General features: G+C 47.0%; 25 protein-coding genes. 13 read left to right on the top strand and 12 right to left on the bottom strand.

Annotated elements, in window-relative coordinates; all coding sequences use genetic code 11:
• Positions 1 to 30 precede the first annotated feature (30 nt).
• Positions 31 to 1,902, top strand: a complete 1,872-nt coding sequence (locus ACO08K_RS07900) for a PQQ-binding-like beta-propeller repeat protein (protein ID WP_421795847.1) — start codon at positions 31 to 33, stop codon at positions 1,900 to 1,902.
• 167 nt (positions 1,903 to 2,069) lie between these two features.
• Here the strand turns inward: ACO08K_RS07900 and ACO08K_RS07895 are convergent, their stop codons facing one another.
• Positions 2,070 to 3,113, bottom strand: a complete 1,044-nt coding sequence (locus tag ACO08K_RS07895) for an NADP(H)-dependent aldo-keto reductase (RefSeq protein ID WP_421795846.1) — start codon at positions 3,111 to 3,113, stop codon at positions 2,070 to 2,072.
• 269 nt (positions 3,114 to 3,382) lie between these two features.
• On the opposite strand from ACO08K_RS07895, the gene ACO08K_RS07890 reads away from it, so the two are divergent.
• From ACO08K_RS07890 to ACO08K_RS07860, 7 genes are all read left to right on the top strand, one after another.
• Positions 3,383 to 4,147 carry a hypothetical protein gene (locus tag ACO08K_RS07890; RefSeq protein WP_421795845.1) on the top strand — a complete coding sequence of 255 codons (765 nt, stop codon included), beginning with the start codon at positions 3,383 to 3,385 and terminating at the stop codon, positions 4,145 to 4,147.
• Between the two features lie 125 nt (positions 4,148 to 4,272).
• On the top strand, positions 4,273 to 5,295 hold the full coding sequence (locus tag ACO08K_RS07885) for a hypothetical protein (protein ID WP_421795844.1): 1,023 nt from the start codon (positions 4,273 to 4,275) through the stop codon (positions 5,293 to 5,295).
• 105 nt (positions 5,296 to 5,400) lie between these two features.
• Positions 5,401 to 5,949 carry an NUDIX hydrolase gene (locus ACO08K_RS07880; RefSeq protein WP_421795843.1) on the top strand — a complete coding sequence of 183 codons (549 nt, stop codon included), beginning with the start codon at positions 5,401 to 5,403 and terminating at the stop codon, positions 5,947 to 5,949.
• 50 nt (positions 5,950 to 5,999) lie between these two features.
• Entirely contained in the window at positions 6,000 to 6,548 is a 549-nt protein-coding gene (locus tag ACO08K_RS07875; RefSeq protein WP_421795842.1) for an RNA polymerase sigma factor, read from the top strand.
• Positions 6,545 to 7,918: a hypothetical protein gene (locus ACO08K_RS07870; RefSeq protein WP_421795841.1), complete on the top strand. Its 1,374-nt coding sequence runs from the start codon at positions 6,545 to 6,547 to the stop codon at positions 7,916 to 7,918. Before ACO08K_RS07875 ends, ACO08K_RS07870 begins: the two co-directional genes overlap by 4 nt.
• 278 nt (positions 7,919 to 8,196) lie before the next feature.
• Positions 8,197 to 8,418 (top strand): hypothetical protein, encoded by a 222-nt coding sequence (locus ACO08K_RS07865; RefSeq protein WP_421795840.1) that lies wholly within the window; start codon positions 8,197 to 8,199, stop codon positions 8,416 to 8,418.
• Positions 8,408 to 8,749: a type II toxin-antitoxin system RelE/ParE family toxin gene (locus ACO08K_RS07860; RefSeq protein ID WP_421795839.1), complete on the top strand. Its 342-nt coding sequence runs from the start codon at positions 8,408 to 8,410 to the stop codon at positions 8,747 to 8,749. Before ACO08K_RS07865 ends, ACO08K_RS07860 begins: the two co-directional genes overlap by 11 nt.
• Before the next feature lie 337 nt (positions 8,750 to 9,086).
• Here the strand turns inward: ACO08K_RS07860 and rnr are convergent, their stop codons facing one another.
• A complete protein-coding gene (gene rnr / locus ACO08K_RS07855; RefSeq protein WP_421795838.1) occupies positions 9,087 to 11,258 on the bottom strand; it encodes a ribonuclease R in 2,172 nt (723 codons plus the stop codon).
• Between the two features lie 4 nt (positions 11,259 to 11,262).
• Complete coding sequence (locus ACO08K_RS07850; RefSeq protein ID WP_421795837.1) at positions 11,263 to 11,757, bottom strand: hypothetical protein; 495 nt, start codon at positions 11,755 to 11,757, stop codon at positions 11,263 to 11,265.
• 356 nt (positions 11,758 to 12,113) lie between these two features.
• Between ACO08K_RS07850 and ACO08K_RS07845 the strand changes: the two genes are divergently transcribed.
• The 3 genes from ACO08K_RS07845 (at position 12,114) to ACO08K_RS07835 (ending at position 15,920) form a co-directional block, all read left to right on the top strand.
• Complete coding sequence (locus ACO08K_RS07845; protein ID WP_421795836.1) at positions 12,114 to 12,848, top strand: succinate dehydrogenase cytochrome b subunit; 735 nt, start codon at positions 12,114 to 12,116, stop codon at positions 12,846 to 12,848.
• A gap of 111 nt (positions 12,849 to 12,959) precedes the next feature.
• Complete coding sequence (locus ACO08K_RS07840; protein WP_421795835.1) at positions 12,960 to 14,963, top strand: fumarate reductase/succinate dehydrogenase flavoprotein subunit; 2,004 nt, start codon at positions 12,960 to 12,962, stop codon at positions 14,961 to 14,963.
• Between the two features lie 168 nt (positions 14,964 to 15,131).
• Complete coding sequence (locus ACO08K_RS07835; RefSeq protein ID WP_421795834.1) at positions 15,132 to 15,920, top strand: succinate dehydrogenase/fumarate reductase iron-sulfur subunit; 789 nt, start codon at positions 15,132 to 15,134, stop codon at positions 15,918 to 15,920.
• Positions 15,921 to 16,244: 324 nt separating this feature from the next.
• On the opposite strand, the gene ACO08K_RS07830 is transcribed toward ACO08K_RS07835, so the two are convergent.
• The 3 genes from ACO08K_RS07830 to ACO08K_RS07820 are packed head-to-tail and all read right to left on the bottom strand — an operon-like array spanning position 16,245 to position 17,821.
• Positions 16,245 to 16,766: an SgcJ/EcaC family oxidoreductase gene (locus ACO08K_RS07830; protein WP_421795833.1), complete on the bottom strand. Its 522-nt coding sequence runs from the start codon at positions 16,764 to 16,766 to the stop codon at positions 16,245 to 16,247.
• Between the two features lie 55 nt (positions 16,767 to 16,821).
• Positions 16,822 to 17,298, bottom strand: coding sequence for an SgcJ/EcaC family oxidoreductase (locus tag ACO08K_RS07825; protein WP_421795832.1), 477 nt, complete (start codon positions 17,296 to 17,298; stop codon positions 16,822 to 16,824).
• Between the two features lie 46 nt (positions 17,299 to 17,344).
• On the bottom strand, positions 17,345 to 17,821 hold the full coding sequence (locus ACO08K_RS07820) for a nuclear transport factor 2 family protein (RefSeq protein ID WP_421795831.1): 477 nt from the start codon (positions 17,819 to 17,821) through the stop codon (positions 17,345 to 17,347).
• Between the two features lie 435 nt (positions 17,822 to 18,256).
• Here ACO08K_RS07820 and ACO08K_RS07815 point away from each other — a divergent pair, with 435 nt between their 5' ends.
• Together ACO08K_RS07815 and ACO08K_RS07810 are read left to right on the top strand one after the other, a co-directional pair.
• Complete coding sequence (locus tag ACO08K_RS07815; protein WP_421795830.1) at positions 18,257 to 19,057, top strand: LuxR C-terminal-related transcriptional regulator; 801 nt, start codon at positions 18,257 to 18,259, stop codon at positions 19,055 to 19,057.
• Positions 19,058 to 19,195: 138 nt separating this feature from the next.
• Entirely contained in the window at positions 19,196 to 19,858 is a 663-nt protein-coding gene (locus ACO08K_RS07810; RefSeq protein WP_421795829.1) for an outer membrane beta-barrel protein, read from the top strand.
• Between the two features lie 210 nt (positions 19,859 to 20,068).
• On the opposite strand, the gene ACO08K_RS07805 is transcribed toward ACO08K_RS07810, so the two are convergent.
• The 6 genes from ACO08K_RS07805 to ACO08K_RS07780 all read right to left on the bottom strand — a co-directional run bounded on the left by ACO08K_RS07805 (position 20,069) and on the right by ACO08K_RS07780 (position 25,731).
• Positions 20,069 to 20,803 carry a hypothetical protein gene (locus tag ACO08K_RS07805; RefSeq protein WP_421795828.1) on the bottom strand — a complete coding sequence of 245 codons (735 nt, stop codon included), beginning with the start codon at positions 20,801 to 20,803 and terminating at the stop codon, positions 20,069 to 20,071.
• A gap of 384 nt (positions 20,804 to 21,187) precedes the next feature.
• Positions 21,188 to 21,487: a YtxH domain-containing protein gene (locus ACO08K_RS07800; RefSeq protein WP_421795827.1), complete on the bottom strand. Its 300-nt coding sequence runs from the start codon at positions 21,485 to 21,487 to the stop codon at positions 21,188 to 21,190.
• 133 nt (positions 21,488 to 21,620) lie between these two features.
• Positions 21,621 to 21,851, bottom strand: coding sequence for a hypothetical protein (locus ACO08K_RS07795; protein ID WP_421795826.1), 231 nt, complete (start codon positions 21,849 to 21,851; stop codon positions 21,621 to 21,623).
• A 145-nt stretch (positions 21,852 to 21,996) separates the two neighbouring features.
• Complete coding sequence (locus ACO08K_RS07790) at positions 21,997 to 23,034, bottom strand: YihY/virulence factor BrkB family protein (protein WP_421795825.1); 1,038 nt, start codon at positions 23,032 to 23,034, stop codon at positions 21,997 to 21,999.
• A gap of 94 nt (positions 23,035 to 23,128) precedes the next feature.
• Positions 23,129 to 23,644, bottom strand: coding sequence for a ferritin-like domain-containing protein (locus ACO08K_RS07785; RefSeq protein WP_421795824.1), 516 nt, complete (start codon positions 23,642 to 23,644; stop codon positions 23,129 to 23,131).
• Positions 23,645 to 23,814: 170 nt separating this feature from the next.
• Positions 23,815 to 25,731 carry an SPFH domain-containing protein gene (locus ACO08K_RS07780; protein ID WP_421795823.1) on the bottom strand — a complete coding sequence of 639 codons (1,917 nt, stop codon included), beginning with the start codon at positions 25,729 to 25,731 and terminating at the stop codon, positions 23,815 to 23,817.
• Between the last annotated feature and the right edge of the window lie 102 nt (positions 25,732 to 25,833).

The following is a 25,833-nucleotide window of genomic DNA, read 5'->3' as shown; positions in this document are numbered from 1 at the left end:
TGAGTAAATGTTGGTTAAAAATAACATTCCATGAAACGATTATTAAAGTTCGGGGCAATTTTTGCCATTTTTTTGCCCCTTTGCCTGGGGGCTCAACCTTTCAAATTTGCCCACATCAGTGATACCCACATCGGCAGTGGCGCAAGCGCAGCCGAAGATCTGGAGCGTACGGTGCGCGACATCAATGCTCAGGCCGATATCGCTTTTGTCATTCATTCTGGTGATGTCACCGAATTCGGGTCGGATGCTGAGTTGAAACAGGCGAAAAACATCCTGAGCCAACTCAACAAACCCTTGTACATCGTACCTGGAAACCACGATACCAAGTGGTCGGAGAGTGGTTGCAACAGTTTTCGAGCCATTTTTGGCGCTGATCGTTTTGTTTTTGACCATGCCGGATACCGCTTCATTGGATGCAGCAGTGGTCCCAATATGCGTATGGCGCCAGGTTTAGTGCCTCGGGAAGACCTGGTTTGGTTGGATTCCATCCTTAGTGCGACCCCTGCGACTCGGCCCATCGTTTTTGTCAACCATTATCCCCTCGATTCAGGTTTGGCCAATTGGTATCAAGTGTTGGAGAAATTGAAAAAACGCAATACCCAGGTAGCCCTTTGTGGGCATGGGCATCGCAACAAATTCCTGGACGCAGCCGGGATTCCCAACGTGATGGGGCGCTCCAATTTGCGCGCCAAGGATCCCGTGGGCGGGTACAACCTGGTCAATATCCAGTTTGATACCCTGTATTACGCTGAACGTCGCCCACTGCGCGCTCAGGCACCCGAAGGCATTCATGTGGTGGAAGCAGAAGGCGAAACCTTGCCCGTCTGGCACAAAGTATTCCTCTACAAACACCGCTACGAAAATACCGACCAGCCTCAGCCCGATTTTTCCATCAATGAAAAATTCTCCCAGGTCAAAACCATCTGGAAGTTTCAGGACAAAAGTGATGTGGGTGCAGGTATTGTAGCCAATGCTGAACTAGCCGTTTACCCCAACAGTGCTGGCCAAATAGTGGCGCTGGATGTAAAAACGGGCAAAAAACTCTGGCACTACACTACCCGTGGAAAAATCTTCTCCACTCCAGCCCTGGCTACTGATCGGGTGGTGGTGGCCTCTACCGATAGCACTGTGTATTGTTTGAACCTCAAAACAGGTAAGCTCCTTTGGAAAACTAAAACCGGGAAATCGATCGTTGCCTCACCTTTAATCGATGGAGACCTGGTGTATTTAGGGAGTTCTGAAGGCAAGTTTCGGGCATTAAACCTTAAAGACGGCAGTATCCGCTGGGCTTTTAACGGTGTCGTTGGTTTTGTGGAAAGCACTCCTTGTGTAGACGCAGAACGCGTGTACTTCGGCGACTGGGGTACCTTCTTTTATGCTTTGGATAAAAAAACGGGCAAATTCCTCTGGCGTTGGAGCAATGGGCAAAGTTCTCGCTTGTATTCACCTGCTGCCTGTACACCTGTTGTAGCGGATGGCAAGGTGTTCATCGCCGCACCTGATCGCTATTTTACGGCCCTGGATGCAGCTACCGGGAAAGAAATATGGCGGAGCAATTACGCCAAAGGCCGCGAGTCGATCGGCATTTCCAGCGACCAACAGGAGCTATACAGCAAAACCATGCAAGACTCACTGGTTGTTTTTGACTTAAAAGGAGAAAAAATCTGGAGCCTCAACCTGAAATTTGGTTACGAAATTGGCCCTTCACCCACCGTGGAAAAGGATGGTAAAATTTACATCGCCAGCGATAAGGGTGTGGTTTATGTAGTGGATCGGGAAAAACGACAACTGCTCTGGGCGCATAAATTGTCGAATGCCTTGGTCAATAACATCGTTCCCCTGGGCAATGGCGAAATTTTAACCACCACAATGGACGGTTGGGTAGCAAGATTGAAAGAATAATGAGCCAGGGGCAACAATTCCAAGGCATAAGTTCTATTTGCTGAGGTGCCTCTTCAGTGCCTTTGGTTTCTTAGGTGGTGAAAAAGAGAATCGTTTCTTCGTAGAAGGGACTTATTTTCACCACCTAAGAAACCGAAGGCACCGAAGAGGCACCTTAGGTTAAAACTTTACGGTGCGGGATCCGGTATCGCTGCATGTACCGCCTCAATCTCCCTCAACACCTCCGCCGACAAATTCACCTCAATGCTGTCGATATTCTCCTTCAACTGTTCCATGGTGGTTGCCCCAATGATATTGCTGGTCAAAAAAGGTCGGCTGTTGACAAAACCCAATGCCAACTGGGTCAGGCTGAGCCCATGGTTCTCAGCAATCTGCAAGTACTTTTCCACCGCCTCCAAGCACTGCGGACTATTGTAACGGGTATACTGCTTGAAGAGGTTGATCCGAGCTTTGCTTAAATCCTCGTCGGGGCGATTGAACTTGCCCGATAAACGACCAAATCCAAGTGGAGAATAGGCCAATAAACCCACTTTTTCCCGAATCGCCATCTCAGCCAAACCTACTTCAAACAGCCGATTCAGCAAATTATACGGATTTTGAATACTTGCTACCCGTGGCAGATTGTGCCGTTCTGATTCCTGCAAAAAGCGCATCAGGCCCCAGGGTGCTTCGTTGGAAAGCCCGACATGGCGGATTTTTCCAGCTTTGACCAATTCATCCAATGCATGCAATACTTCGTTGAAATTGTCAACCCAGGGATCGGTAGGGTCGTAGGCAAAGCCCCGTTTGCCAAACATATTCATTTTGCGCTCCGGCCAGTGCAGTTGGTACAAGTCGATGTAATCCGTTTGCAGGCGCTGCAAACTGCCCTCCAGAGCGGCATTGATTTGTTCCTTTGAAAAATTAAAAGGGCCGCGCTCCAATTGATACAGGCCAAAAGGGCCAGTTACTTTTGAGGCAAGGATAATTTTGTCCCGATTGCCGGTTTTTTTGAACCAGGTACCAATGATACGTTCGGTACTACCCTGGGTTTCTTTGCGGGCAGGAACGGAGTACATTTCGGCGGTGTCAAAAAAATTGATGCCGCGTTCCAGCGCGTAATCCATTTGTGCGTGGCCTTCGGCTTCGGTGTTTTGTTCTCCAAAAGTCATGGTGCCCAGGCAGATGGCACTTACCTGGAGTTCGGTTTTTCCCAGTTGTCGGTATTGCATAGTAGCTGTAGTGAATGGTTTTGTCGTAAAATTAGGCTTGAAAAGCCCTTATCAAACGCATCAATAAGAAAAAAGGATTAATTTAGTAGTGGGGCAAAAATAAGTGTTCATTTTTTTTGAGCCAAAGGATTAGATAAGGCACTTTAAATGAATCGTTTACTTATCTAATCCTTTGGCAAAATGAACACTTATTTTTTTATCGCCCCGAACATCTTTTTTAGTCCAGACACCTATATATAGTCCGATTCACTTGATCAACACCAAAGCCTATGTCCAACCAATTGAACTGTGTTACTTGCGGGCAACTCATTCTTGCTGAGGATGTCAATTTGCAAAACATGGTGGCCAAATGTCGCAATTGCAATGCTGTTTTTTCCTTTGCTCCTGCCAATGCAGATGCCTCTAGGTCGAGTATTTTAGAAACGGTTCAGGAATTGGTGAAGGAAGCCAATCGAGAGCAAAGCAGTACTCTGGGAAGACCCACCGATGGCCGAAAAATAGAAATGCCCAAAGGGGTAATTGCCGAGCACGATTTTGGAGAATTGCGCTTTATTATCCCCTGGCGGAATACGCGGCGTTGGGGCTTTTTTTTATTGTTTACGATTGTTTGGAATGCCATTCTCACGCCTTTCATTATAGTGGGCGTTGCTACCGGCGAATGGCGCATCTTGTTGTTTGCCAGTTTACACATCATTGTTGGTGTGTCTTTTTTACTTTATACACTGGGTTTGATGTTCAATAAAACCAGCATTGTGGTAACCAGCCAGGGGGTTGAGATCAAAAACGGGCCAATTCCTATCCCTTTTAACCCCAACCGCTTCATGGCTGTTCGGGATATCGAGCAGTTGTTTGTAGAGGAATACGTCCCTAGTAAAACCAATGGTCGGCCCGATTACACCTATGCGGTCACCGCATTGACCACCAGTGCCGAACGTCAGCGTTTGGTTGGGGGCTTTTCACAACCTGGGCATGCCTTGTATCTGGAGCAGGAGATGGAGACTTTTTTGAACATAAAAGACAAACCTGTTTATTGAACCCACAACTTTCGGTCGATCACCGTACTGCAATTGTCGATGCAATTTTTGGAATACCCTTGCTTTTCCACTATATTTAGCCTGTCTTTCCCAAAAATTTAACCAACTCAAAAATCCAAATTGCTATGGGATTTTTTAATGAAATCAAAAAAGTGTTGTTTGGCGCACAATCTTTAGGCAAATCAGCAGCCAACAAAGCTGTCGAAACTGCCAAAGAGGCTGGACAAGAAATAAAAGACCGCTCGGGAGAATTCGTCCATAAAGCAGAAGACTTCTTCAATGATGCCCTGGATAAAGTAGAAGACCTGGGCGCCAAAGTGATCGACAAAGCACAGGATGTGATGGGCACCAAAAAGGAACCAGAAACACCTCCAGTAGCTTCCACTCCTCCACCAACAAGTCCGCCTGTAGAAAGCATCAATGACTTGTTTGAAGAAACGCAAAAACAAACGACGCCTCCACCACCACCTCCAGTGACCAATCCAATTGTGGAGGATCGGCCCCTCAATTTCGATACCCTCGACAGCGCCGACCCTGCGGCTCCTCGGGAAAAAACTACTGCTGAAAAAATTGGTGCCAAAGTATTGGATACCACTCTGGAAGCGGGTAAAAAGGTAGAAGAAGTAGCTGCCAAGGCTGGTGAAAAAATACTGGACGTAGGTAGCTCCGTTTTTGAAACCATGAAAGAAGTGGCCGGAACGGTAGGGGAGAAGGTGATGGAAAAAGGCGGTGAAGTATGGGAAAAGGTGAAAGAAATGCAAGGCGAGGTCATCACCAGAACCGATGAGCTCTACGAAAAAGCCAAAAAAGAAGCCTCCTCGGAAAAACACCAAAACAGCATGGACGACCTCATCCAAAAAGCCAAAGAAATGGGCGACAAAATTGAGGAAAAGGCCAAAGACAAAGACCGCACTTTTATGGACGTAATGGACGACGCCAAAAAGAACGACCTCGGCAAACACGATGACTTTTTTGATAAAGCCAAACGTTGGGCCGATGGTGACAGTGCCGCTTTTTCAAACGAAACCAAAATCAGCAAAGACCCAGACTTTCAATCTACCAAAGGGAATAAAACCCATGGATTTGATGATGGGGACAATGATGGCAACGATCTGATCGATGATGCCATTATTGATGACGCAAAATAGTAAGGGCGCCCCCTTGTGGGCACCCCTGTCTGCAAAGAGCCCCCTGTGTGGGCGCCCATATCTGCAAAAGGGCGCCCACACAGGGGCGCCCCAACAACCATACCCATGCCTTCCAATCCTACTTCCTGGCAACTCCAACACTCCGAACCAGGCCCCGATCTCAAACTCTTCCAGGCGCGCTTCGATCACCTGACCAACCCGCGCAATGGCATCACCGAACGGATGATCATCCTCAACTCGCCCGATGCTGCCAATGTGGTTGCCATTACGCCCAATCAGGAATTGATACTGGTCCGCCAGTACCGGGTGGGCATCCGTTTTGAAACCCTGGAATTACCCGGAGGAATAGTTGACCCCGGTGAAGAACACCATTTTTCGGCCCAGCGTGAATTGCGCGAAGAAACGGGTTATGCCAGTGAAAATTGGACCTTTTTGGGCAGTATCCCTTCCAATCCCGTCTTTATGGATTCCTACATCCACCATTGGTTGGCCACCGATTGTGAGCCCAAGCATGCCATCGACTTGGATACCGGTGAAGCCGTCGACCTCGAACTCATGCCACTCGAAGAAGCCTTTCAGCGCTGGAAATCAGGCTTTTTTCAACATCCTCATACCGTAAACGGACTATTGTTGTATTTTCGTGACAGGTTTTAGGCAGCGAATCAGACCGCTGTCGGCTCTATTCAATCAGACCTGTTAAACTTGTGACTGAAAAAGAAATCATCGAAGGTTGTTTGCGGCAAAAACGAGAATGCCAACAGGAACTTTTTAAGCGTTACGCTGGAAAGATGTTGTCGGTATGTATGCGTTATGCCCGCCATCAGATGGAAGCGGAAGATGTTTTGCAAGACGCTTTCATCAAAATCTTCGATCATTTGCATCAATTTCAGAATAAAGGTTCCTTTGAGGGCTGGATTCGTCGGGTAGTGGTGAATACGGCACTAAAGACCTTTGACCGCAAAAGTTTTACACATGAGCAATATGGCCTGGACATTCGGGAGGATTTTTCCGCTGCCGAGCCCAGTGTTTTTTCCCAGCTCAGTGAAGAAGAGCTTCTGGGGCTGATTGCCCGCCTACCCGAAGGGTACCGCATCGTGTTCAATCTGTATGCCATCGAAGGTTACAGTCACGCCGAAATAGCGGACACCTTGGGGGTTCAAGAGAGTACTTCCCGGTCACAATTGGTGAAAGCCCGCAAGATGCTGCAGGCAATGGTCATGGAATTAGAGCATGTACAAAAAGTTACGGTATGAGTGAGCACAATCCACTGGATGATCTTTTTCGGGACAAGTTGTACCACCACAGCATGGAAACGCCTATGCACTTGTGGGTTGCACTGGACGCCCGAAAAACTGCTCAAGCGAAAGAATCCCGCCGCCGTTTGTTGGTCTGGTACCTGACTGCAGCTGTGCTGCTGCTCAGTTTGACCGGGGCCATTTGGATGTGGGCCGAGCAAATGGACAAGCAGCCAGAACGGTCCAAACCGCTGAAGCAGACCAATTCGAATGAGCCAATTGCTGCCATAAACCCCGCGTTGGAAACCCCGCAAGCGGAGATTCAACTTCAACCTGGTTCAGAAAAACAGCAACTGGAAGAAAAACTGTTGGAACAAAGTTTTGGCAATTATAAAACGGCGGTATTGATGCCCAACCTGGATAACCGGGCTGCTGCACAACTCAATAAGGCATCTAAGGAGCATGAGCATACCCCTTCAACTGCACCTGCTTTGAATCAGGATTTGAAAAACCAGGTTCCGGGAGAAAATCCTTCTACAATTTCGGTTACACCAAATTTGAATACCACTGCTTCAGCAGAACTTCCTGGGGAGCTTCAGGCAAAAAACACAGCCTCATTCGCAACTGAAGCAACAGAAAATATAGAAAATTTCAATCTCCTGGATTCACGCAACGCCATTGTAGCCTACCAGCCTGAACTTGGCCTGGATGGGGGCAAACCCTTGTACATGCCTAAAACCCGCGGCTGGCGAGTATACGGGGAGTTAATGGCAGGTATGGATGTGCCTACCAGAACTTTGGAGGCACGCGAACCAGAATTTGAATTGTACCGCCAGGCTCGTGAGCAAAGTGAGGCGGTCCAGAATGGCTATCGAGCCGCACTGCGCTTTTCCATGATTTCCATCGATGGCATCGCGGTGCGCAGTGGTTTGAGCTACAGCAAGCACCAGGAAACTTTTACCTACCAGCAACAAGCACAGCAGAATAATTTTCAAACCATTGATATTCCAGTTGTGCTTGGTTACGAGCGTAACAATGTGGGCAAGTTTACCCTTTCTGCCAATGCTGGAGTTTATCTGAATATGGCCTTCAATCAAAAGGGTAACTTTTTGTCGCCTGATCTGAACAAGGTGCTGGATTTTTCAAGCAGGACACCCGATGCTTATCCGGCTTTTCGCAATAATTTAGGCGTAGCCCTGTATGGAAGCATTGCGGCAAGTTATCCCATTACCCCCCGCTTGCGATTGGTGCTGGAACCTTATGTATTGCACCACACTGGTTCGTTTACGGCCAATGATTACGCCATTGATCAACGCTACCAAAACTGGGGCATCCAGGTAGGTTTGCGCAAAAAGATCAACAAGTACATTTATTTTGCTAAACCTTAAAAAAAGATTGGATCGGCGGGCAGCACATTTAAAGCATGCCGGGTCTTATTGTTGAAATGACCAGAAATCCACGTTCTTCGTGGTCTCATGAATCTGCTCATGGGTTTGTATTGATCTGACACCGAGATTTTTCTTCAACATGCAGCGGGCCGCCGATTCAGGGAACTGGATCGGCGGCCTTTTTTGTTGGAAAAAGACGGCAATGATTTTGACTTCCACTGAGAAAAGGAAACCAAAAGGACTTTTTTTTGTATATTTAGAGCATAAAATGTCCAACAATGCAACAAATAGTGCTGAATATCAAAGACAACTCTAAGCGGGAGTTTTTTAGGGAGTTGCTCAAGCAATTGGACTTCGTCGAAGTGGTAAGTGTCAAGGAGGAACCTTTTGAAAGTAGCAATCTGCTTGAAGGGATTAAAGCTTCATTGGTAGAAGTCGATGCTCATCTCAAAGGCGAAATTAAGTTGCAAACCGCAAAAGAGTTTTTGGATGAATTATGAAATTATTGTCACTGAAAATTTCAGAAAGCTGGCAAAATCTTTATCCAAAAAGCATCATTCTCTGAAGGTTGATTTAAGCAGGCTGATTGAAAGTTTAGAAAAGGAACCAAGTCAAGGTGTTTATCTTGGTAAAGATTGTTATAAAATTCGGATGGCTATTTCTTCAAAAGGAAAAGGGAAAAGCGGAGGAGCCCGGATAATTACCTGTGTAAAAATAGTATCGAATTCTGTCTTTCTGCTTACCATCTATGACAAATCTGCAACAGACAGTGTAACTGAGAAAGAAATTGACGATTTGTTAGCAGAAGAAGGCCTTACAGATGAAGCCTAACCAGATATAACTTGCCTATTATGCTAAAGCCTTTGATTACCATCTTTTCGATTTGGCTAGTATATATGTTGTATTCCATCTTGACTATTCCATTTTTAGTCAGGTTTGGAGGAGAAAGAACCATACGCGAGAAAATCACAATTTTTCTAATTAATGCACCATTGGAAACTTCTGATTCTAAATGGGTTTTCCCATTTTTAGCCATCAATGGCTTGTTTTGGGCACTTATCTCCTGGGCTGGCTTTATGCTGATTAAATGGATTATTGGCAATAAAAAGTGACCTAAATACCAACCTAAACCATTGTATTCGACTCTGATTTAGGTTGATATTCAAAGTTATACCTCCTCCCAAAACATCTCAATCTGTCGTCTCTGCAAATTCGTGCTCACGATTCGCACCTGAATCTCCTGACCCATCGTGAACTCCTTCTTGCTGTACACCCCGCGAATCCGCAAGCGGCCAGGGTCAATTTCAAAGGGTTCGTTCATCGTTTCAAAGCTCACCATACCTTCACAGCGGTTACCGCGTAGTTCCACGAAGATGCCCCGGTCGCCAATGCCGGAGATGAAGCCAGGGAAAACCTCGCCCAGGTGTTTGGACATGAATTCCACCTGTTTGTATTTGATAGATTCCCGTTCAGCGTCGGCGGCGCGGCGTTCTTGTTTGGATACATGTTGGCACATTTCCTCCAATTTCTCCTTGTTGACGCGGTGGGTGGCTTTCAAGTTTTGGAACAAAATGCGGTGCGCCAGTACATCCGAGTAGCGGCGAATCGGCGAAGTGAAATGGCTGTAAAAATCAAAGGCCAGACCGTAGTGCCCGATGTTGTCGCTCGAATATTCAGCTTTGGCCATGGTCCGGATGGCGATAGGCCCGAGGATACTCAAGGCTTCGTTTTCTTCGGCTAGCTGTGCCAGTTTGTTGAAGGAGCGGGCGATGTCTTTGGGCGTAGCCACGTTCATCTCGACACCCATTTGGCGAGCAAAACGAGCCAGTTCCTCCACCTTGTCGAGGTTGGGTTCGTCGTGTACGCGGTAGACGAAGGGGATTTCAGCGCCTTCTTTGGTTCCTTTTTCGGAAACATAAGTGGCCACCTCGCGGTTAGCCAGCAACATGAAGTCTTCGATCAACATGTGTGCATCCTTGCGCTCTTTGGTGAACACCTCGATGGGCACACCCGCATCGTCTAGGCGGAAGCGGACTTCTTCGGATTCAAAATTGATGGCGCCTTTTTTGAAGCGCTCTTTGCGGAGTTTGTGCGCAATTTTATTGAGCACTTTTAACTCATTGGCAAAGTCGCCTTCCACAGTGTCCAACACCTCTTGTGCTTCTTCGTAAGAAAAGCGGCGGTTGGAGTGGATCACCGTTTTGCCAAACCAACGCTCCACAATTTTTTCATCCTTGTCAAATGTAAACACGGCGGAGAAGGTCAACTTATCCTCGTGCGGGCGCAAGGAGCAAAGCTCGTTGGACAATTTTTCGGGCAACATCGGACAAACACGATCGACCAGGTACACCGAGGTGGAACGGGCCAACGCTTCTTTGTCCAGTGCCGTATTTTCATGCACGTAATGCGTCACATCGGCAATATGTACACCTACTTCCAGGTTGCCGTTGGGCAGGTAGAGGAAGGAGAGTGCGTCGTCAAAGTCGCGGGCATTTTCCGGGTCAATGGTGAAAGTGGGCGTTTGGCGCATGTCGCGGCGAATGGCGATTTCCACTTCCGGAATTTCTGTGCCCAGTTCCTCAGATTCTTTGATGACTTCGGGTGGAAACTCCAGGTTAAAGCCATTGTTGATCAGGATGCCCTTCATCTCGATGTCGTGCGATCCAGCCTTACCCAGCACGTAGGTCAATACGCCGATGGGTTGGCGGTATTGCCCGCCAGTCCAACTTTCGATTTTGACCACTACGCGGTCTTCGTCTACAGCATTCATGATTTTGGCGGGATCGACAAGAATCTCCAAGGAAGATGGTGGATCGGTGACCACTACGGCGTAACGGGGATGAATCCAGATGGTGCCCACAAAATGTTCGCGGGCGCGCTCCAAAACTTCCAAAACCTCTCCCTCTGGGCGGTTGCGCCCCCGGGGTACCCAGGCTTTGATTTTAACTTTGTCGCCGTGCAGGGCGGTATTCATGTTTTTGGCGGCCACAAAAATGTCGTCTTTTTGGCCTTCTACAGTCACGTAACCAGCACCCGAGCGGGTCATGTCCATGATGCCATTCAGCACTTTGCGGTCTTGCCCCAATAGTGCACCGCTGCTGCCGCGCAATTTGTATTTGAAGTCTTCTAACTCAATGATGTAGCCGAGCTTGACCAATTCCTGACAAGCATGAAGAACGGAATCCTTATTGTTGTCGATGTTGAGTTTTTTGGCAATTTGCTTGGGGTTCAAGCGTCTTTTTGGGTCTTTTTGAAAGAGAAGCAATACGTTTTTTTGCAAGTCTTTAGCGCTTAGTTTACGGGTGTCTTCTTTCCCTCTTTTAGGGTGTCTTTTTCTCATTTGGTTAAAGGGTTATAATCTGCCCTTCCGGCAGCAATTCTAGTTTTTGAGTGCGGGTACCGGAAGCGTCATAGTTGGTGTCACTTGTAGATTGTCCAGACACCATTAAAATCGTCCAATCTTCATCAATTGTAGCTACGGTGGTAGTCAACGCTTTTCCGTCGTAGAAAGTTCCAGCGATGACTTTTTTGTCAATGAGCTGAGCATCTTTACCCACAGTCAGTAATATGAATTGGTAGTTCATCAAGTGGGCAACCCAGTACACCACCGCATGAAAATCGTAGGTTTCCGGGATGCGAAAACAAGGAACGAATTCGGTGAACTCATCCACTTCATCTTCTTCAAGCGGGATCAGGTACTGCTCGATCATGCGTTGCGGGAAAGGCTCATTGCTTTGACTGAAAATGCGACTACTTTCATCGGTCAAAGTGATGGGCAATTTTACTTCCGGAAACTGTTCCAGAAAACCTGCAAGCGATATGTTTATTTCTTCTGCCATGTTAAAAATCGCGAGTTGATGCGACAAAAGTCAAAAAAAACAATTAAACATTTTGAATGCGTGTCTATTATTTAGACTCGTTCAAAATTAAAGTCAATGGGGTAACTTGCGTCACTCACTTTTGTGCATCTTGCCTCAAATATATAGCTTTGTAGATGTTTTAGGGGCGATAAAAAAATAAGTGTTCATTTTGCCAAAGGATTAGATGAGCAAACGGTTCATTTCAAGTGCTTCGTCTAATCCTTTGGCTCAAAAAAAATGAACGCTTATTTTCGCCCACTATTACGGCACAACACTTGAAAATCTTCATTGGTTGTTGCCGCCGCAAAAATACACAAAACACAAAACGAAAACACATGAGTTGGCTGACAAACACGCTTTCGCCAGTAGGACTGGGCTGGTTTGGCGGGTTCCTGACTTCTTCCATTGGTAAAAAAGTACTAATGGCGCTGACGGGGCTTTTCCTGATTTCTTTTTTACCCATTCACCTATTAGGCAATTTGTACTTGATGAGCAATGATGGTGGACGTGATTTTAATCTTTATGCGGAATTCATGACGCACAATAAAATCATTAAAACGGTTTCTTACACCCTTTACCTGTCCATTGTATTGCATGCCATTCAAGGTCTGCTCCTGTGGAGACAAAACGCCAGCGCACGTGGGCAAAATTACGCAGTAAAAGTTACCCGTGCTGTAGGTACCAATGCCCGTGCTGCTACGAGGATGGGCTGGTTAGGAACCATTCTGCTGGTATTTATCCTCTTGCACATGTACCAATTTTGGCTGCAGATGAAATTGGGCAACGTACCGATGGCTTCTTATGGTGGTGAAGTAGTAAAAGACCTCTACACGCCGGTGATGGTCGCTTTTGCTGACCCGATTTTTGTGGCCATCTATGTGGTTTCCATGGTTGTCATTGCTTTTCACCTATGGCATGGTTTCCAAAGTGCTTTCCAGACATTGGGTCTGAACCACAGCAAATACACACCTTTCATCAAGGCATTGGGACAAGTCTATTCGATTTTGATTCCGGCAGGTTTTGCGATCATTCCCATTTATGTATACGGAGACACCATGGGATGGTGGTAAAAACGGGTTTGAATGTGATGGTGTGAATGTGTGGGACTTTACGGAACTCAAAATTTCATCATCACCTGGAATGTTTTTGAACTGAATTTTTCCAATATAAATTAATACATCATGGCTCTTAATGGTAAAGTTCCAGCGGGAAATTTAACGGAAAAGTGGACAAAGTACCGCGCTTCCATGCCACTGGTAGCTCCCAACAATAAAAGACGCCTTGACATCATCGTAGTTGGTTCAGGTTTGGCGGGTGCTGCGGCTGCGGCTTCGCTGGGCGAACTGGGTTACAACGTCAAGTGCTTCACCTTTCACGATAGTCCACGCCGGGCGCACTCCATTGCGGCGCAAGGGGGGATCAACGCGGCAAAAAACTACCGCAACGACGGCGATAGTACCTACCGCCTCTTTTACGATACCATCAAAGGAGGAGATTACCGGGCACGCGAAGCCAACGTTTACCGTTTGGCCGAAGTGAGTGCCAGTATCATCGACCAGGCTGTTGCACAGGGTGTTCCTTTTGCCCGTGAATACGGTGGTTTGTTGGACAACCGTTCTTTCGGTGGGGTTCAAGTAAGCCGTACCTTTTACGCCCGTGGCCAAACTGGACAGCAGCTGTTGATTGGTGCTTACCAGTCATTGTCGCGCCAGATTTCCCTGGGCTCTGTGGAAATGTACAACCGCCACGAAATGCTTGACGTAGTATTGGTTGATGGCAAAGCCCGCGGCATCATTGCCCGTAACCTGCTCACAGGTGAGTTGGAGCGCCACGCTGCCCATGCGGTGGTTTTGGCAACGGGTGGTTACGGCAACGTATTCTACTTGTCTACCAACGCCATGATGTGTAACGTGACAGCCGCCTGGCGTTCGGTGCGTCGGGGTGCGCTGATGGCGAACCCTTGTTTTACTCAAATTCACCCTACTTGTATTCCGGTAAGTGGTGATTATCAATCCAAGTTGACCCTGATGTCAGAGTCGTTGCGGAACGATGGTCGGGTTTGGGTACCCAAAAAGCAGGAAGATGCGGCAGCGATCCGCTCTGGCCATAAAAACGCCCTGGACATCCCTGAAGAAGACCGCGATTACTTCCTCGAACGCCGCTATCCAGCTTTTGGAAACCTCGTACCTCGGGACGTAGCTTCCCGCGCAGCCAAAGTTGCTTGCGACGAAGGTTTGGGGGTTGCACCTACTGGCTTGGCCGTTTACCTGGATTTCTCCGCTGCCATCGAACGTTACGGTCGCTCCAAGGCCAACGTGATGGGTCTCCACAATGCTGATCACAAAACCGTGATCGAATTGGGTGAAAATGTGGTGGAAGAAAAATACGGCAACCTCTTCGCCATGTATGAAAAGATTACTGGCGAGAATCCGTACAAAATGCCGATGAAAATTTACCCCGCAGTGCACTACACCATGGGTGGCTTGTGGGTAGATTATAACCTGGAAACCAATATCCCGGGCTTGTTTGCAGCGGGCGAGTGCAACTTCTCCGATCACGGTGCGAACCGCCTTGGTGCCTCCGCCTTGATGCAAGGCTTGGCTGACGGCTACTTTGTATTGCCTTATACCATTGGTAACTTCCTGTCCAACGACATTCGTACGCCAAGGTTTGATCCTAATTCATCAGAATTTTTGCAGGCTGAAGCAGACGTAAAAGGCCGCATCGACAAATTGATGGACGTACAAGGCAAACAATCGGTAGAAAGTTTCCACCGCCGCCTGGGCAAAATCATGTGGGAAAAGTGTGGAATGGCGCGCAATGCCGAAGGCCTGACCGCTGCCCGTCGCCAAATCCAGGAGCTGCGCGAAGAGTTCTACAAAGACGTTTTTGTGCCAGGTAGCGCTACCGGGGATTACAATCCAGAACTGGAAAAAGCCCTGCGGGTAGCCGACTTCTTCGAAATGGGTGAACTGATGGTCATCGATGCTCTCAACCGCGAGGAATCCTGCGGCGGCCACTTCCGCGAGGAACACCAAACCGAGGAAGGGGAAGCCCTGCGCGACGATGCCAACTTCGCTTACGTTGCTGCCTGGGCCTACAATGGCTGGGATTCCGATCCCGTGCTGCACAAAGAAGAATTGGTCTTTGAAAATGTAGAGCTCAAGAGCAGAAGCTACAAGTAAAGTTGAGAAGGTTGAGGAGTTGAGAGGTTTAGAATGATATAACTCAATATCCTCCTTTTGTCTTTAACCTAAGCCAACCCACGGATTTATCCGTGGGAGGCCACCACCTCGCCCCACCCCACGAATTTATTCGTGGGACATGCGGGAGGGCGACAAAAAGATATTCCAATGGAAAACATGCATTTAAAACTTAAAATATGGCGCCAGGGCGGCAAATTCTCTAAAAAAGGAGAATTCGTCACTTATGAACTGGACAACGTCAGCGAGCACATGTCCTTTTTGGAAATGTTGGACGTGCTCAATGAAAAACTCATTGCCCAGCGCGAAGAACCCGTAGCATTTGAACACGACTGCCGTGAAGGCATTTGTGGTACCTGTTCAATGGTCATCAACGGCCATCCTCACGGACCTAACTCAGGAACGACCACCTGCCAACTGCACATGCGTTTCTTCCGCGACGGAGACACTGTAACCGTGGAGCCTTTCCGTGCGAAGTCTTTCCCGGTCATCAAAGACCTGGTCGTTGATCGCGCCGCTTTTGACCGCATCATCCAGGCAGGCGGCTTTGTATCGGTCAATACTGGCCAGGCTCAAGATGCCAACGCCATTCCGGTCTCCAAAGAATCTGCAACGGCTTCATTTGATGCAGCGGCCTGTATCGGTTGTGGTGCTTGTGTAGCTGCTTGTCCGAATGCCTCGGCCATGTTGTTTGTGAGTGCTAAGGTATCCCACCTGGCCTTGTTGCCACAAGGTAAGGTAGAGGCCAAACGCCGTGCCCTGGCCATGGTGAAACAAATGGACTTGGAAGGCTTTGGCAACTGCTCCAACGTAACAGCTTGTGAAGCAGAGTGCCCAAAGGAAATTTCGGTAGAAAACATCGCCCGCCTCAACCGCGAATACATCTCAGCAGCTTTTGCTTATGATGAAAAAGAGGAAAAAGGCGGCGGTGCAGGATAGCAAAATCTAAGCAAAGGTAGTTTTTTGACCGTAGATTGACAGAATTGCACCGTTTACCGAAAAAAAACTACCGTTCCTTTTGAAAAAGGGATTGCATTTAAAAAAATAAGGGTGTACATTTGTACTTTACAGTTGCCCTTCAGATATACGAATATCTGGTGATGCCCGGAGTTATCCCCTCCGGGTATTTTTATTTTACGGGTATTTTCAACACGATTGGCATTATTTTTTCCTTTACTTCCATACTGGAAAATTAGTCGGTCAGCTCCCAAATAGCTTCAACTTTTTATAGCCTTAAAGGAGCACTACCACTTCTTGGGATTTTCATTGACCGGCCTTGACATCTGGAACAACTGTTCCGGGTTTTACATCTACATTGTGATACACTGTGATTTTCCAGCCGTCTTTGTTTTTTACCATCACTTGCAAGAGCCGGGTACACAGTCGGCCTTTAGTGTCCAGATGGGTTCCTGGCGGCGCACCCTCCTTCGAAAATCCGGTGATCCACGTAAGCGTCTCCACTATGGCAACATCCGGACGCACAAACCGCAGCGACACTATGTTTTGACTCAATGTTGTTTTGTGAAATTTCCCTTTGAAAATTTCTACGTGTCTGTCCAGAAATGCTTGGTGTCCGGTGAAGAACATGCCCAGAATGTTGGTGAACGTGCCGTTCTCGGCAAACCGTTGCGAGTAAGTGACGGCATCTCCGTTGTTCCACGAAAAGACTTCTTCACGTAGAATTTCCTTGATAGCCGTTGTGTCTTCGTTATTTTGTGCCTTTGCCGCTGCTGAAAGCAAAGCCAGAAAAATGAAAATATATTTCTTGCAAAAAGTTAGTTGCATAAACCTGTTACATTAGATGGATAATGGAAAAAAAGTACGCTCACTCAATAACTTTTTACTGCCCCGGCAACGGCGGTATAATTTCGGTATTCTGAGACGCAATAATCAACCATTTACCGTTTTGTTTCTCCAGCACCCAGGTGAAGATGCCAAATCGTGGTGTACCATGTTTTATATGCCGGACTTTGTCGCCCGTTGTTTCCCATTCCACCCGTGCAGTGGCCAGATCGGGCCGGATAAACTTTACGTGTGTTGCTCTGGTTGTCCACACGCTTTCGGTGAACAAACTCTTATGCATCGCGGTATGCGCTTCCTTGAAGATGGCTTTTCCTTTCAGCCAGCCTCTGGGTCCTAAAACTGTAACGAAATCGACGTCTTCGGCCAACAGATCGGTCAGTGCGTCCATATCGTGCCGGTTCCAGGCATCCTGCCAGGCAGTTCCAAGGGCTTTAATGGCTTGTTCGTCGCCGGTCTGGCCAATTGCGTTTAGCACGCTGGTTGCCATAAAGAAAGAAATTAGTAAGTATTTCATAAGTTGAGAAGTTGTCAAATTTAAAATCCTTAAAAGAAATAGCAATCTATTTTTCGCATACGGTGTTGGCGTGCCGCCCAATCAGGAGCCACTTGTCGTTTTTTTTCATCCATACATTGGTAAACCGACGCTGAATCGTCTTTCCTGCATCGGGCGAATTACCTTTAGGTACCACCGATTCCGTTCCCATGACGAGAACCGTGTTGCCATGGATGATGACTTTTTGTACATCGCGGACAAACGAGGAATAGGTAAGCAAGCCTTGCCGAATAGTACCTTCGCTGGCTTTCACGATCTGATTGAATGGATTGTTGACCGTATGGTCAGCATCCCAGTTTTTTTCCATCGCGTCCAGATCACCGCGTAGCAGGTAATCCACCTGATCCTGCTCGAGTTTGCGGATTTCTTTTTCAATGGTTTCGTTGTTGGACGAAGTTGTATTTTGTGCAACAACCGTATTTGTCTGGCCGATTGTGTTGAGGGCGCTGGTTGCTACAAAGAAGGAAATGAGTAAGTATTTCATAAGTTGATTGGTTTTTGTAATTAATTGGTATTCAATAGAAAAAATAAAAAACCTTGCCGATCATCGAGTTAAAGCGATTGCTTTGTTTCACTAAAGCTATTGAACTTGGAAAGCCCCAAAAAGCTATATTGAGCCGTTGGGCCTGTCGGGCTACCAAGTGGGTGGGTTTGTTGAGCAAACGAGGAGAAAGTACACGAATCTGTAAATGAAGTTGGCTGTATTGCCTGGGTATCGCCAGCAAAAGGATTTAATCGTGTCCGAACAAACCCTTAAGTGCCAAATTATTGCCAGCGCAAGCGTCTAGAAAACTTTTTTACAAAAGTATCATGCTCAGTCTGGTTCGGCAATACTGATTTTTCATTAAATTGCTTCTGTAAGTTCAGGCAATCAACTCTCTTTGCAAAACAACTAAATACCAATTACAAAGCTAAAGCTATGGAAACCAACAATATGCCTGACGTGCCTCAACGCTGGTGGGACTATTGGCAGAGTCGTGCTGAATTGGCAAAAGATGAGGAATTAGCCGGGGTGTTAAAAAGATATTTCAACCCCGATATAATTTTTTGTACTGGGCAGTACTTTTTCGCGGTTATAGAAGGAACCCCTACGCTTAAAATAAAGCATCTCCAAGGCAATTTGGAGCAAATGACCGGCCAAGCGAAAGAACAATTCATAGGAAAATCCCTTATGGAAATACACCGGGTGTTGATTCCATCTGAAGATAGCCCGATTCTGTTGAGTTTCTCCCAATTTTGCATCAACTTTTTAAGTACTATACCCTCCGAAAGGCACAATCAAGTCAAGTTCAGTTTTTACTTCAATATTTTGCACAAAACTGGAAAATTGGTCCCGGTTATTCAACAGGATAGCATCTATACCAATGCCGAGGGTATACCCGAATATTGTTTTTCGTTTATCACGGACGTTTCGCATCTCAAAGCAAGGAACGACCTCGTGTTCACCATTTTGATCATTGATGAGCAAGGCAATCAGCAGTTCAAATGTTTTTCACCCAAGCAACTGGGTTTACAACTAGAAGTAAACGGATCGCTTACCGTCCGTGAACGCCAAATCATCAGTGGACTAGCCGAAGGCTTGACTAGCAAACAAATTGCAGTTAATTTGGGCATTTCTTTTCACACCGTCAATACCCACCGCCAGAATATGTTAGCCAAAACTGGTTGCAAAAGTTCGGCTGAATTGATCAAGTATGCCCTAGAGCATATGTTGATATAACCGTTCATTAGCTTATTCAAAGCCTTTTTATTTTATTGCGAATCAACGATTTTTTAACGGATGTTAAATGTTTTAATACTGCGTATTGCAATTGAAATTCGACGTTATTAGTACAAACCTTCACAAAAAAATCTCAATATGTCGAATCGAATTGCACTTACGAGTTTATGCTTGTTCATTGTCCTGACTGTTTTTGCTCAAAATGGCTCAAAATGGAAAATTGGGGTAAAGGCGGGATGGAACTACAGCGACCAACTGATGAGTGGCTCTCCTGAGGGAAATGATGAAACATTTAACAAATCAACGGATTGGTTATCGGGAATTCATGCTGGCTTAAGAAGCGAGTTGTTGCTTAAAGAATCCATTGCGTTGAATGCTGATCTGTTGTACAATCAAAGAGGATTAAAGACAATAATAAAGTACCCAACTGGGGGGACTTCATCCTTTAGCTCTAGCTCACATTATCTGAGTTTACCCCTTACCGCAGGTTTTAAGTTGATTGATCAATTATGGGTCGAAGCAGGTGGAGAAATAAGTGCCTGGTTGGATCAAACAGCACTTCTTGATGGGGAAAAAATTAATTTTTTTGATGATTCCGGGTATGCTGCAACCGATGTGGGCCTGATCGGAGGTCTTTCCTACCAATTTGGAAAGTGGATCAAACTCAGTAGCAGATATTACCGCGGATTGGGCAATGTGCAGGACATTACTTTTACCGATGCAAATGGCCAACCCATTGAAGATAAGGCCAAGTTAAATTACCACGGTGTTCAATTGTCGCTTACGGTTTTTCCTTTTTAATAAACCCTTTGGGAAACGCTCTCTCATTTTTGAATCAGGGGGGAATTTTTCTCCCCTGAATTAAACCATACAACAAACGGCCACAGCAATCAAACCGAAGTTTGATCACTTGGCCGTAAGTCGTGTGCATGGAATATATGACTGAAAATCCTCCCGGGTTACTCCTGCACAATGTGGAGTAAGCGGGCTATATTTTTGCAAGGTTTTCGTTTAACGGTACAAACTGCCACTATTTAGCGGTTTTGCTGGCTGGGCTGCCGCTGTTGGCCGAACGCCACCAAAATAGTAACGAATCCCTACCGAAAAATCCAAAGCATTGGTCCAGGTAACAGAAGTCCTGCTGATTTCCCCCACATTAATCTGGCTGTCACTTTTGGCGAAATTGTATTTTACCAGCGCTTCGAGCGCAATCCCGTCGCTGGCAAAAATGGTGAAGCCAGGTCCTACCCCAATCGACAACAAACTATTGTCGATGATTTGTGCCTCGTTGTTTTCTACAAATTGATTTCTCGAATTGCCAAAACCAACCGTGGCATCCAAGAAGTACGCCTTGTTTTCACCAGAAGGGATGTAATAGCGCATAAACGGGCCAAAAAGCAGATTGTCGTTTTCAGAGCGCACGGGAGCGGCGGCTACATCTCCTCCCAGATCCACGCCTGCCGTGCTGGTGGTTCTGAGCCAATCCATGCCAATACCCATTACAAAGTTTTGCCCCAGAAAATAACCAATACTGGGGGAAAGGTTGAATTGGGAAGCCCTGCCACCATCTCCCTGAACGGAGCCAGTGTTGGATTGAATATCAATGGATGATTTGGAGATAGAAAATCCCATGCTTGAACCAATCATAAAATTGCCCCGTTGAGTAGGATAAAAGTTTGATTGTTGTGCCAATAAGCCTCCAAATGCGATCAAGATCATAAAGAGGATGGCTGCGATAGTTTTCATTGTAAAATTTTTCATAGTATGAAATAGGAAGTTTGATTGCCCTTAAGGGGATTGATCTTAGCTGTAAAGGGCAAATACAATTTTAAGTTAGTTGCATTGTCCAAGTACCACCCAGATGATGATGAACACAACAATGGTCCCTAAGCAACCTCCGCCTAGTTTCATGGCACCATAGCCTGCGATGAGGCCTTTGAAAAGATTGTTCATAATTTGTATTTTTTGGGATTGTGAAACAGGCCTGCCCAATTCCTGAAACTTCACCATTCTGATGGGTTACAAGAAGAGGAAAAAGAGGGAGAGAAATCCCCTCCCTCTCTTTGGTACGTATTAACCTTTGGATTAGTCTTCTTCCGCACGTGTTGGTGCGATCAAGAAAAGTTTAGGCTACCGCGTTTTTGAGGCAGAGGGCAATGCCCATTCTTCTCTCTCTTCTTTTTTAGGGGTATGCACGTTTTTGTTTTCGAGATTCAGGGTATGGCCTGTTTCTTCTTTACTTCCAGAAGCACCATAGAGGCTCCCTACAATTCCAGTGATGGCGCTGCCCACTTCGCCAGCGTGCTGGCTACTAAAGTCAGCGATTTTTTTGCGCAGTTCAGCTCCTTTTTTGGTGCCATACAAAGCTGCTACTGCAGAGCCAACAGCTACACCGGCTGCTACGCGCCATGCGATTTTTCTTGCATTCATGTCATTCGTTTTTAAGGTGATGAGATAGTAAAATAGGCGTTAGCGCATGTTCAAGTTTTTGCGGAGGGAGGATGAACTCAAGAAGCTTAAACATGCGCTTGGGGCTAAATAAGCTTTCAGATGCAGTAAGATTTTAACCATTGCTATTGGCCGTGCTTTTGCTGCTTACCAGCACAACCACTCCGCCGATTAGTAGCACCAAACCTACTACGGGTGACCAGCGCACGGGATTGTTTTCTTTCTTTTCAATCTCCAGCGGACCAATGTCCACTACTTTTTCGCGCGTCACAAAATTGAATCCGGTGTACGCCATCATCACTATGCCAAGGATGACGAGGATAATTCCTAAGGGTCTTGATCTCATATGCTTTTGGTTTTTCGTTGGTGGTAAAAAAAGTTGGTTTTTTGGAGTTGGGGGTTTTCTCATAGTATGTTGCATCTATAGGATTAAAAAAACCTTGCCATAGGGTTTGGGGGAAAAACGGGAACTCTTTTCCCCAACTGAGGGACTATTTGTCCTTATTCGAGGTTTGAGCCTGGGACTTTGGGCCTTTTTCTATTTTAACTTCATCGCGATTCTTTTCTGCAAGGCTAACCGTCTGATCCTGGGTTTGAATTTCTTTTTTCTCAACAAAAACAGCATACTGATTGGGGCGAATCCGGCTTCCGTGTTTGTTGGCGTATACTTTGGTGAATTCTGCGCCGAAATAAAGGATGGCTGCCGAATAATATACCCACAAGATGATCAGGACCATAGCACCGGCTGCACCATATACCGATAGGGTAGAAGAGCGACTCAGGTAATAGTTGATCAACCATTTGCCCAACAAAAACAGCAGGGCAGTTAATACAGCTCCTACCATCACATCACGCCAATGAATAGTAGCGTCGGGAAGCACTTTAAAAATGATGGCAAAAAGCAAGACGACGGCTGCCATGTTGATGACATTGGAGATGATCCAACTCAACCAGGCAACGTCACCAAAATGCTGATTGACAAAATTATAGACTACTGACAACAAAGCGCTGAGCACTAAAGACACCAACAACAAAAAGCCAATGCCAATGATCAAGGAAAAAGAAAGCAAACGATTTTGGATGAATTTCAACCAGCTGCGTTTGGGCTTGGCTCGAATGCTCCAAATGGAATTGATGGAGTCCTGAATTTCCAAAAAGACACCTGTGGCACCAATTACCAGCGTGGCAATTCCGATGATGGTAGCCAGTGGAGTATTGCCCGAGAAATGGGCGTTGCTGATCATTTCCTGGAGTTGGATTGCTCCTGTAGTGCCCAGAAGGTCCTCAAATTGTGTGTACAAATACCCTTCAGCAGCCTCCTTGCCAAACCATAGGCTGCTGACTGCGATGACAATGATCAGCATGGGTGCCAGTGAAAACAAGGTATAGTACGCCAGTGAAGCGCTTAACTTCAGCGCATTGTCATTGCTGAATTCATAAAAAGACTGGTAGAGCAAATGAAAAAAATCCCGCAGGTTGAGCCAGAATCTCCGGATGACTTTGCTCAGGTATGAAGTAAGGCTGTTCATGTTGCTTGGTTAAATAAAAAACGCCCGAACGAGGGCATATACCGCGTATGGTTTATGTCCTCGTTTGAGCATTTTACAGTGGGGATTGAGCGGTTTATTTGTCCACTACCTCCTGCAGGCGGGCTGCTTCCTGAATGGCACGGTGAGCTGAGGTTAACGTTTGTTTGTGCTCCGCAATGCTTACCCGAATGTTGTCGGGCAGGTGGGCTTCCGTCTGCAATGCTTCATCGTAAGCTTTCAGCGCGGCTTCTTCACCATACGCACAGGAATCCAGAACAGATTTACGGTCTTTTCCCATTAACGTGGATTTGAAATCCATCCACACGCGAAACAGTTTGCCGCGCGTGGTCGAATCCGTTACAGGTTCGCCGCCCAAACCACGGATGGTCTGCTGCAGATCGCTGACGTACTTGCGGCTTTGACTGGCGTTTCGGTTAAACAGGGTACGCAAATCAATATCGTTGCCGCCTACTTCCTCGCTGGCTTTTTCATAACCAAAGACGCGGTCGTAGTTGATACTCACTAGTTCGTTAAGGGCCTGAACCAATTTTTCATTGTTTTGCATGATGGTTGATTTTAAATTGATCAATTGCGAAATACAATCACTCATTTAAATAGTCATGCACAAAAAGTAAGCCACCGGGTTGTGCGTAGTTTATGGGCAAAAAGCAGGTGCTTTTTCTACGCTATGGGCAAAAGTGGGTAAGCTGGATTCAAAAAAGAGAGGCTGTCCCCTTCCTTTCGTATGGAGACAGCCTCTTGCATCAAAAAAAATCCTGATTAAGCCTGTTCTTCTTTTTTCTCACTTTTGAGCATATCCAGCAATCTCAAGCCCAGCATGCCGCCGATGGCACCGTTGGCACCACCACCTTCGCCAGTGATGAGTACATCCGGGATGATTTTGACTTTTTCTTGCCCAATCGTTTCCATCACTTTCATTTTGGTAAAGTTGTCACCACCCATCGCTTCTACGGCGAGGCGGTAAGCTTCGGCACTGGACTGACCCACTGCCAGGGTCTTTTCAGCTTCCGCTTTACCCGTGATTTCAATTTTTTCGGCTTCGGCCTGGGCCATCAGCCTTACCTTTTCAGATTCGGCGGCGGCACTCATTTTGGTGCGCTCAGCATCGGCCGAGGCGATCATCTTGGTGCGTTCCGCTTCAGCCGAGGCGGCAATTTTTACTCCATTCGCTTCACCCGTCGACTTTTTTACGGCGGCGTCGGCGATGCGTTCGGCGATCAATACACCCTGATCGGCTTGTACGATCTGCTTTTGGATGTCGGCGATGGCGGTCTCTTTTTCGAGCGCCTGCCGCGTTTCCTGGGCCATTTTCTGGGTGTCGTAGGTCACCTTTTGTTCTTCGGCCAACTTACGGTCGGTCAGCGTTTTCATCAGCGAATCGGGCGGTACGATGTCACCAATCAGGGTATCTACCCCGTGTACGTTGTATTCCGAAAGCACCTGACCAATGTGCCTTTTGGCCGAATCCTGCCGCTCTTTACGCGAGGTCAGGAACGAAATCACATCAGCATCTTGCGCCGAGTTACGGAAGTAGTTACCAATGGTTGGCTCCAAAACCTGGCTGACCAGGTTGTGCATGCTACCAAAGCGGGCGATTACCTTGGGTGCCTCGGTGGCCGGGATGTGGATGATCTGCGACACGTCGAGGTTGAAGGGGAAACCGTCCTTCGAACGTACAGTGATGGTAGACAGGTGCTTGTCCAACATGTGTGACTCGGTGCGGGCGCTGGCCCAGTTGAGCACAAGGTTGGTGGTAGGCACCAATTCCACTTTATACAAATACTTATTAACGGGGTATTTACCAGGGCCGAAGGGTTCTGCCCAAACGCCTTTCTGGCCTCTGGACACAATGTTACCGTGACGGAATTCGTCGCCACTGAGGTCGACACCTTCTTTACCGTAGAAAGAGATGACTACCCCCACGTGACCGATCGGAATTTGCGTCATTTCATGTTCTTCAATTTGTGCAAACCAGGGGTTGAGGTTGTACGAACCGGCCAGGAGCACCTGCGGTTGTAAACCTTTGTTGCCACCGCCGCGCAAAAAGGCATCGGCGTCCTGGAAGTTGTTGTGGTCAGCCACTTCACGACCAGCGATTTGCCCAACCTCAATCGGCGCACCATCCAGGGTTGTGATGATGCCCAACATGTTTTCCTTGATTTGAGTCATCGGCGCGAGCACGATGTCAAACAGGAAGGTGTTGATCCGGTACACCCCGGTGGTGATGTAGGCAGTTTGACGGCCTTTTTGTCCACCGTTGCGGATGAAGGCGGCAGCATCCTGGTAGGCGTCGCAGTCGACGCGTTTACCCAAAATCGAGTTGGTCGGCAACTCATCACCGTCCTTGGCAATCAGCAAGCCGATCTGGCCGGGAGGAATGATTGTCAAAGGCTGCAATTCGATGTGGTATTGCCAAATCCAGTACCAGAAGTGAATCCCCGGGGCCAGGGTTTGAGCCTGGAAACCCGCTTCGCCATCCACCGCGATGATCCGGTTGGGCGGTAGTTCTTTCTTTTCGCCAAAAAGCGAAAACTTCAGGGTTACGAGTCCGATTTTGTCTTCCGGCACCAGAATAATCCCCAGTAGCCTGAACCAAAAACGGTAAGTGAGCAAAAAAATCAGTATGGCGAGGAAGATACTACCCCACCATAGTGCAACGATACCAATAGGGTTCATGTTAAAAATTTGAGTTTGTTGATTTTTGGTTTTGATGTCGTTGTAATTAGCAACGATCACAGGGCAAGTATGGGGGTGGAAAGGGTGGATTTGCTATTTTAT

The organism is Haliscomenobacter sp., from assembly GCF_965225875.1.
Classification (GTDB): domain Bacteria; phylum Bacteroidota; class Bacteroidia; order Chitinophagales; family Saprospiraceae; genus Haliscomenobacter.
The sequence above is the reverse complement of the archived record's forward strand: the minus strand, read 5'-3'. Positions and strand labels throughout refer to the sequence as shown.

Coding starts and splice junctions, on each gene's coding strand:
- ACO08K_RS07900 (WP_421795847.1), top strand. CDS start 31: ATGAAACGATTATTAAAGTTCGGGGCAATTTTTGCCATTTTTTTGCCC.
- ACO08K_RS07895 (WP_421795846.1), bottom strand. CDS start 3,113: ATGCAATACCGACAACTGGGAAAAACCGAACTCCAGGTAAGTGCCATC.
- ACO08K_RS07890 (WP_421795845.1), top strand. CDS start 3,383: ATGTCCAACCAATTGAACTGTGTTACTTGCGGGCAACTCATTCTTGCT.
- ACO08K_RS07885 (WP_421795844.1), top strand. CDS start 4,273: ATGGGATTTTTTAATGAAATCAAAAAAGTGTTGTTTGGCGCACAATCT.
- ACO08K_RS07880 (WP_421795843.1), top strand. CDS start 5,401: ATGCCTTCCAATCCTACTTCCTGGCAACTCCAACACTCCGAACCAGGC.
- ACO08K_RS07870 (WP_421795841.1), top strand. CDS start 6,545: ATGAGTGAGCACAATCCACTGGATGATCTTTTTCGGGACAAGTTGTAC.
- ACO08K_RS07865 (WP_421795840.1), top strand. CDS start 8,197: ATGCAACAAATAGTGCTGAATATCAAAGACAACTCTAAGCGGGAGTTT.
- ACO08K_RS07860 (WP_421795839.1), top strand. CDS start 8,408: ATGAATTATGAAATTATTGTCACTGAAAATTTCAGAAAGCTGGCAAAA.
- rnr (WP_421795838.1), bottom strand. CDS start 11,258: ATGAGAAAAAGACACCCTAAAAGAGGGAAAGAAGACACCCGTAAACTA.
- ACO08K_RS07850 (WP_421795837.1), bottom strand. CDS start 11,757: ATGGCAGAAGAAATAAACATATCGCTTGCAGGTTTTCTGGAACAGTTT.
- ACO08K_RS07845 (WP_421795836.1), top strand. CDS start 12,114: ATGAGTTGGCTGACAAACACGCTTTCGCCAGTAGGACTGGGCTGGTTT.
- ACO08K_RS07840 (WP_421795835.1), top strand. CDS start 12,960: ATGGCTCTTAATGGTAAAGTTCCAGCGGGAAATTTAACGGAAAAGTGG.
- ACO08K_RS07835 (WP_421795834.1), top strand. CDS start 15,132: ATGGAAAACATGCATTTAAAACTTAAAATATGGCGCCAGGGCGGCAAA.
- ACO08K_RS07830 (WP_421795833.1), bottom strand. CDS start 16,766: ATGCAACTAACTTTTTGCAAGAAATATATTTTCATTTTTCTGGCTTTG.
- ACO08K_RS07825 (WP_421795832.1), bottom strand. CDS start 17,298: ATGAAATACTTACTAATTTCTTTCTTTATGGCAACCAGCGTGCTAAAC.
- ACO08K_RS07820 (WP_421795831.1), bottom strand. CDS start 17,821: ATGAAATACTTACTCATTTCCTTCTTTGTAGCAACCAGCGCCCTCAAC.
- ACO08K_RS07815 (WP_421795830.1), top strand. CDS start 18,257: ATGGAAACCAACAATATGCCTGACGTGCCTCAACGCTGGTGGGACTAT.
- ACO08K_RS07810 (WP_421795829.1), top strand. CDS start 19,196: ATGTCGAATCGAATTGCACTTACGAGTTTATGCTTGTTCATTGTCCTG.
- ACO08K_RS07805 (WP_421795828.1), bottom strand. CDS start 20,803: ATGAAAACTATCGCAGCCATCCTCTTTATGATCTTGATCGCATTTGGA.
- ACO08K_RS07800 (WP_421795827.1), bottom strand. CDS start 21,487: ATGAATGCAAGAAAAATCGCATGGCGCGTAGCAGCCGGTGTAGCTGTT.
- ACO08K_RS07795 (WP_421795826.1), bottom strand. CDS start 21,851: ATGAGATCAAGACCCTTAGGAATTATCCTCGTCATCCTTGGCATAGTG.
- ACO08K_RS07790 (WP_421795825.1), bottom strand. CDS start 23,034: ATGAACAGCCTTACTTCATACCTGAGCAAAGTCATCCGGAGATTCTGG.
- ACO08K_RS07785 (WP_421795824.1), bottom strand. CDS start 23,644: ATGAGTGATTGTATTTCGCAATTGATCAATTTAAAATCAACCATCATG.
- ACO08K_RS07780 (WP_421795823.1), bottom strand. CDS start 25,731: ATGAACCCTATTGGTATCGTTGCACTATGGTGGGGTAGTATCTTCCTC.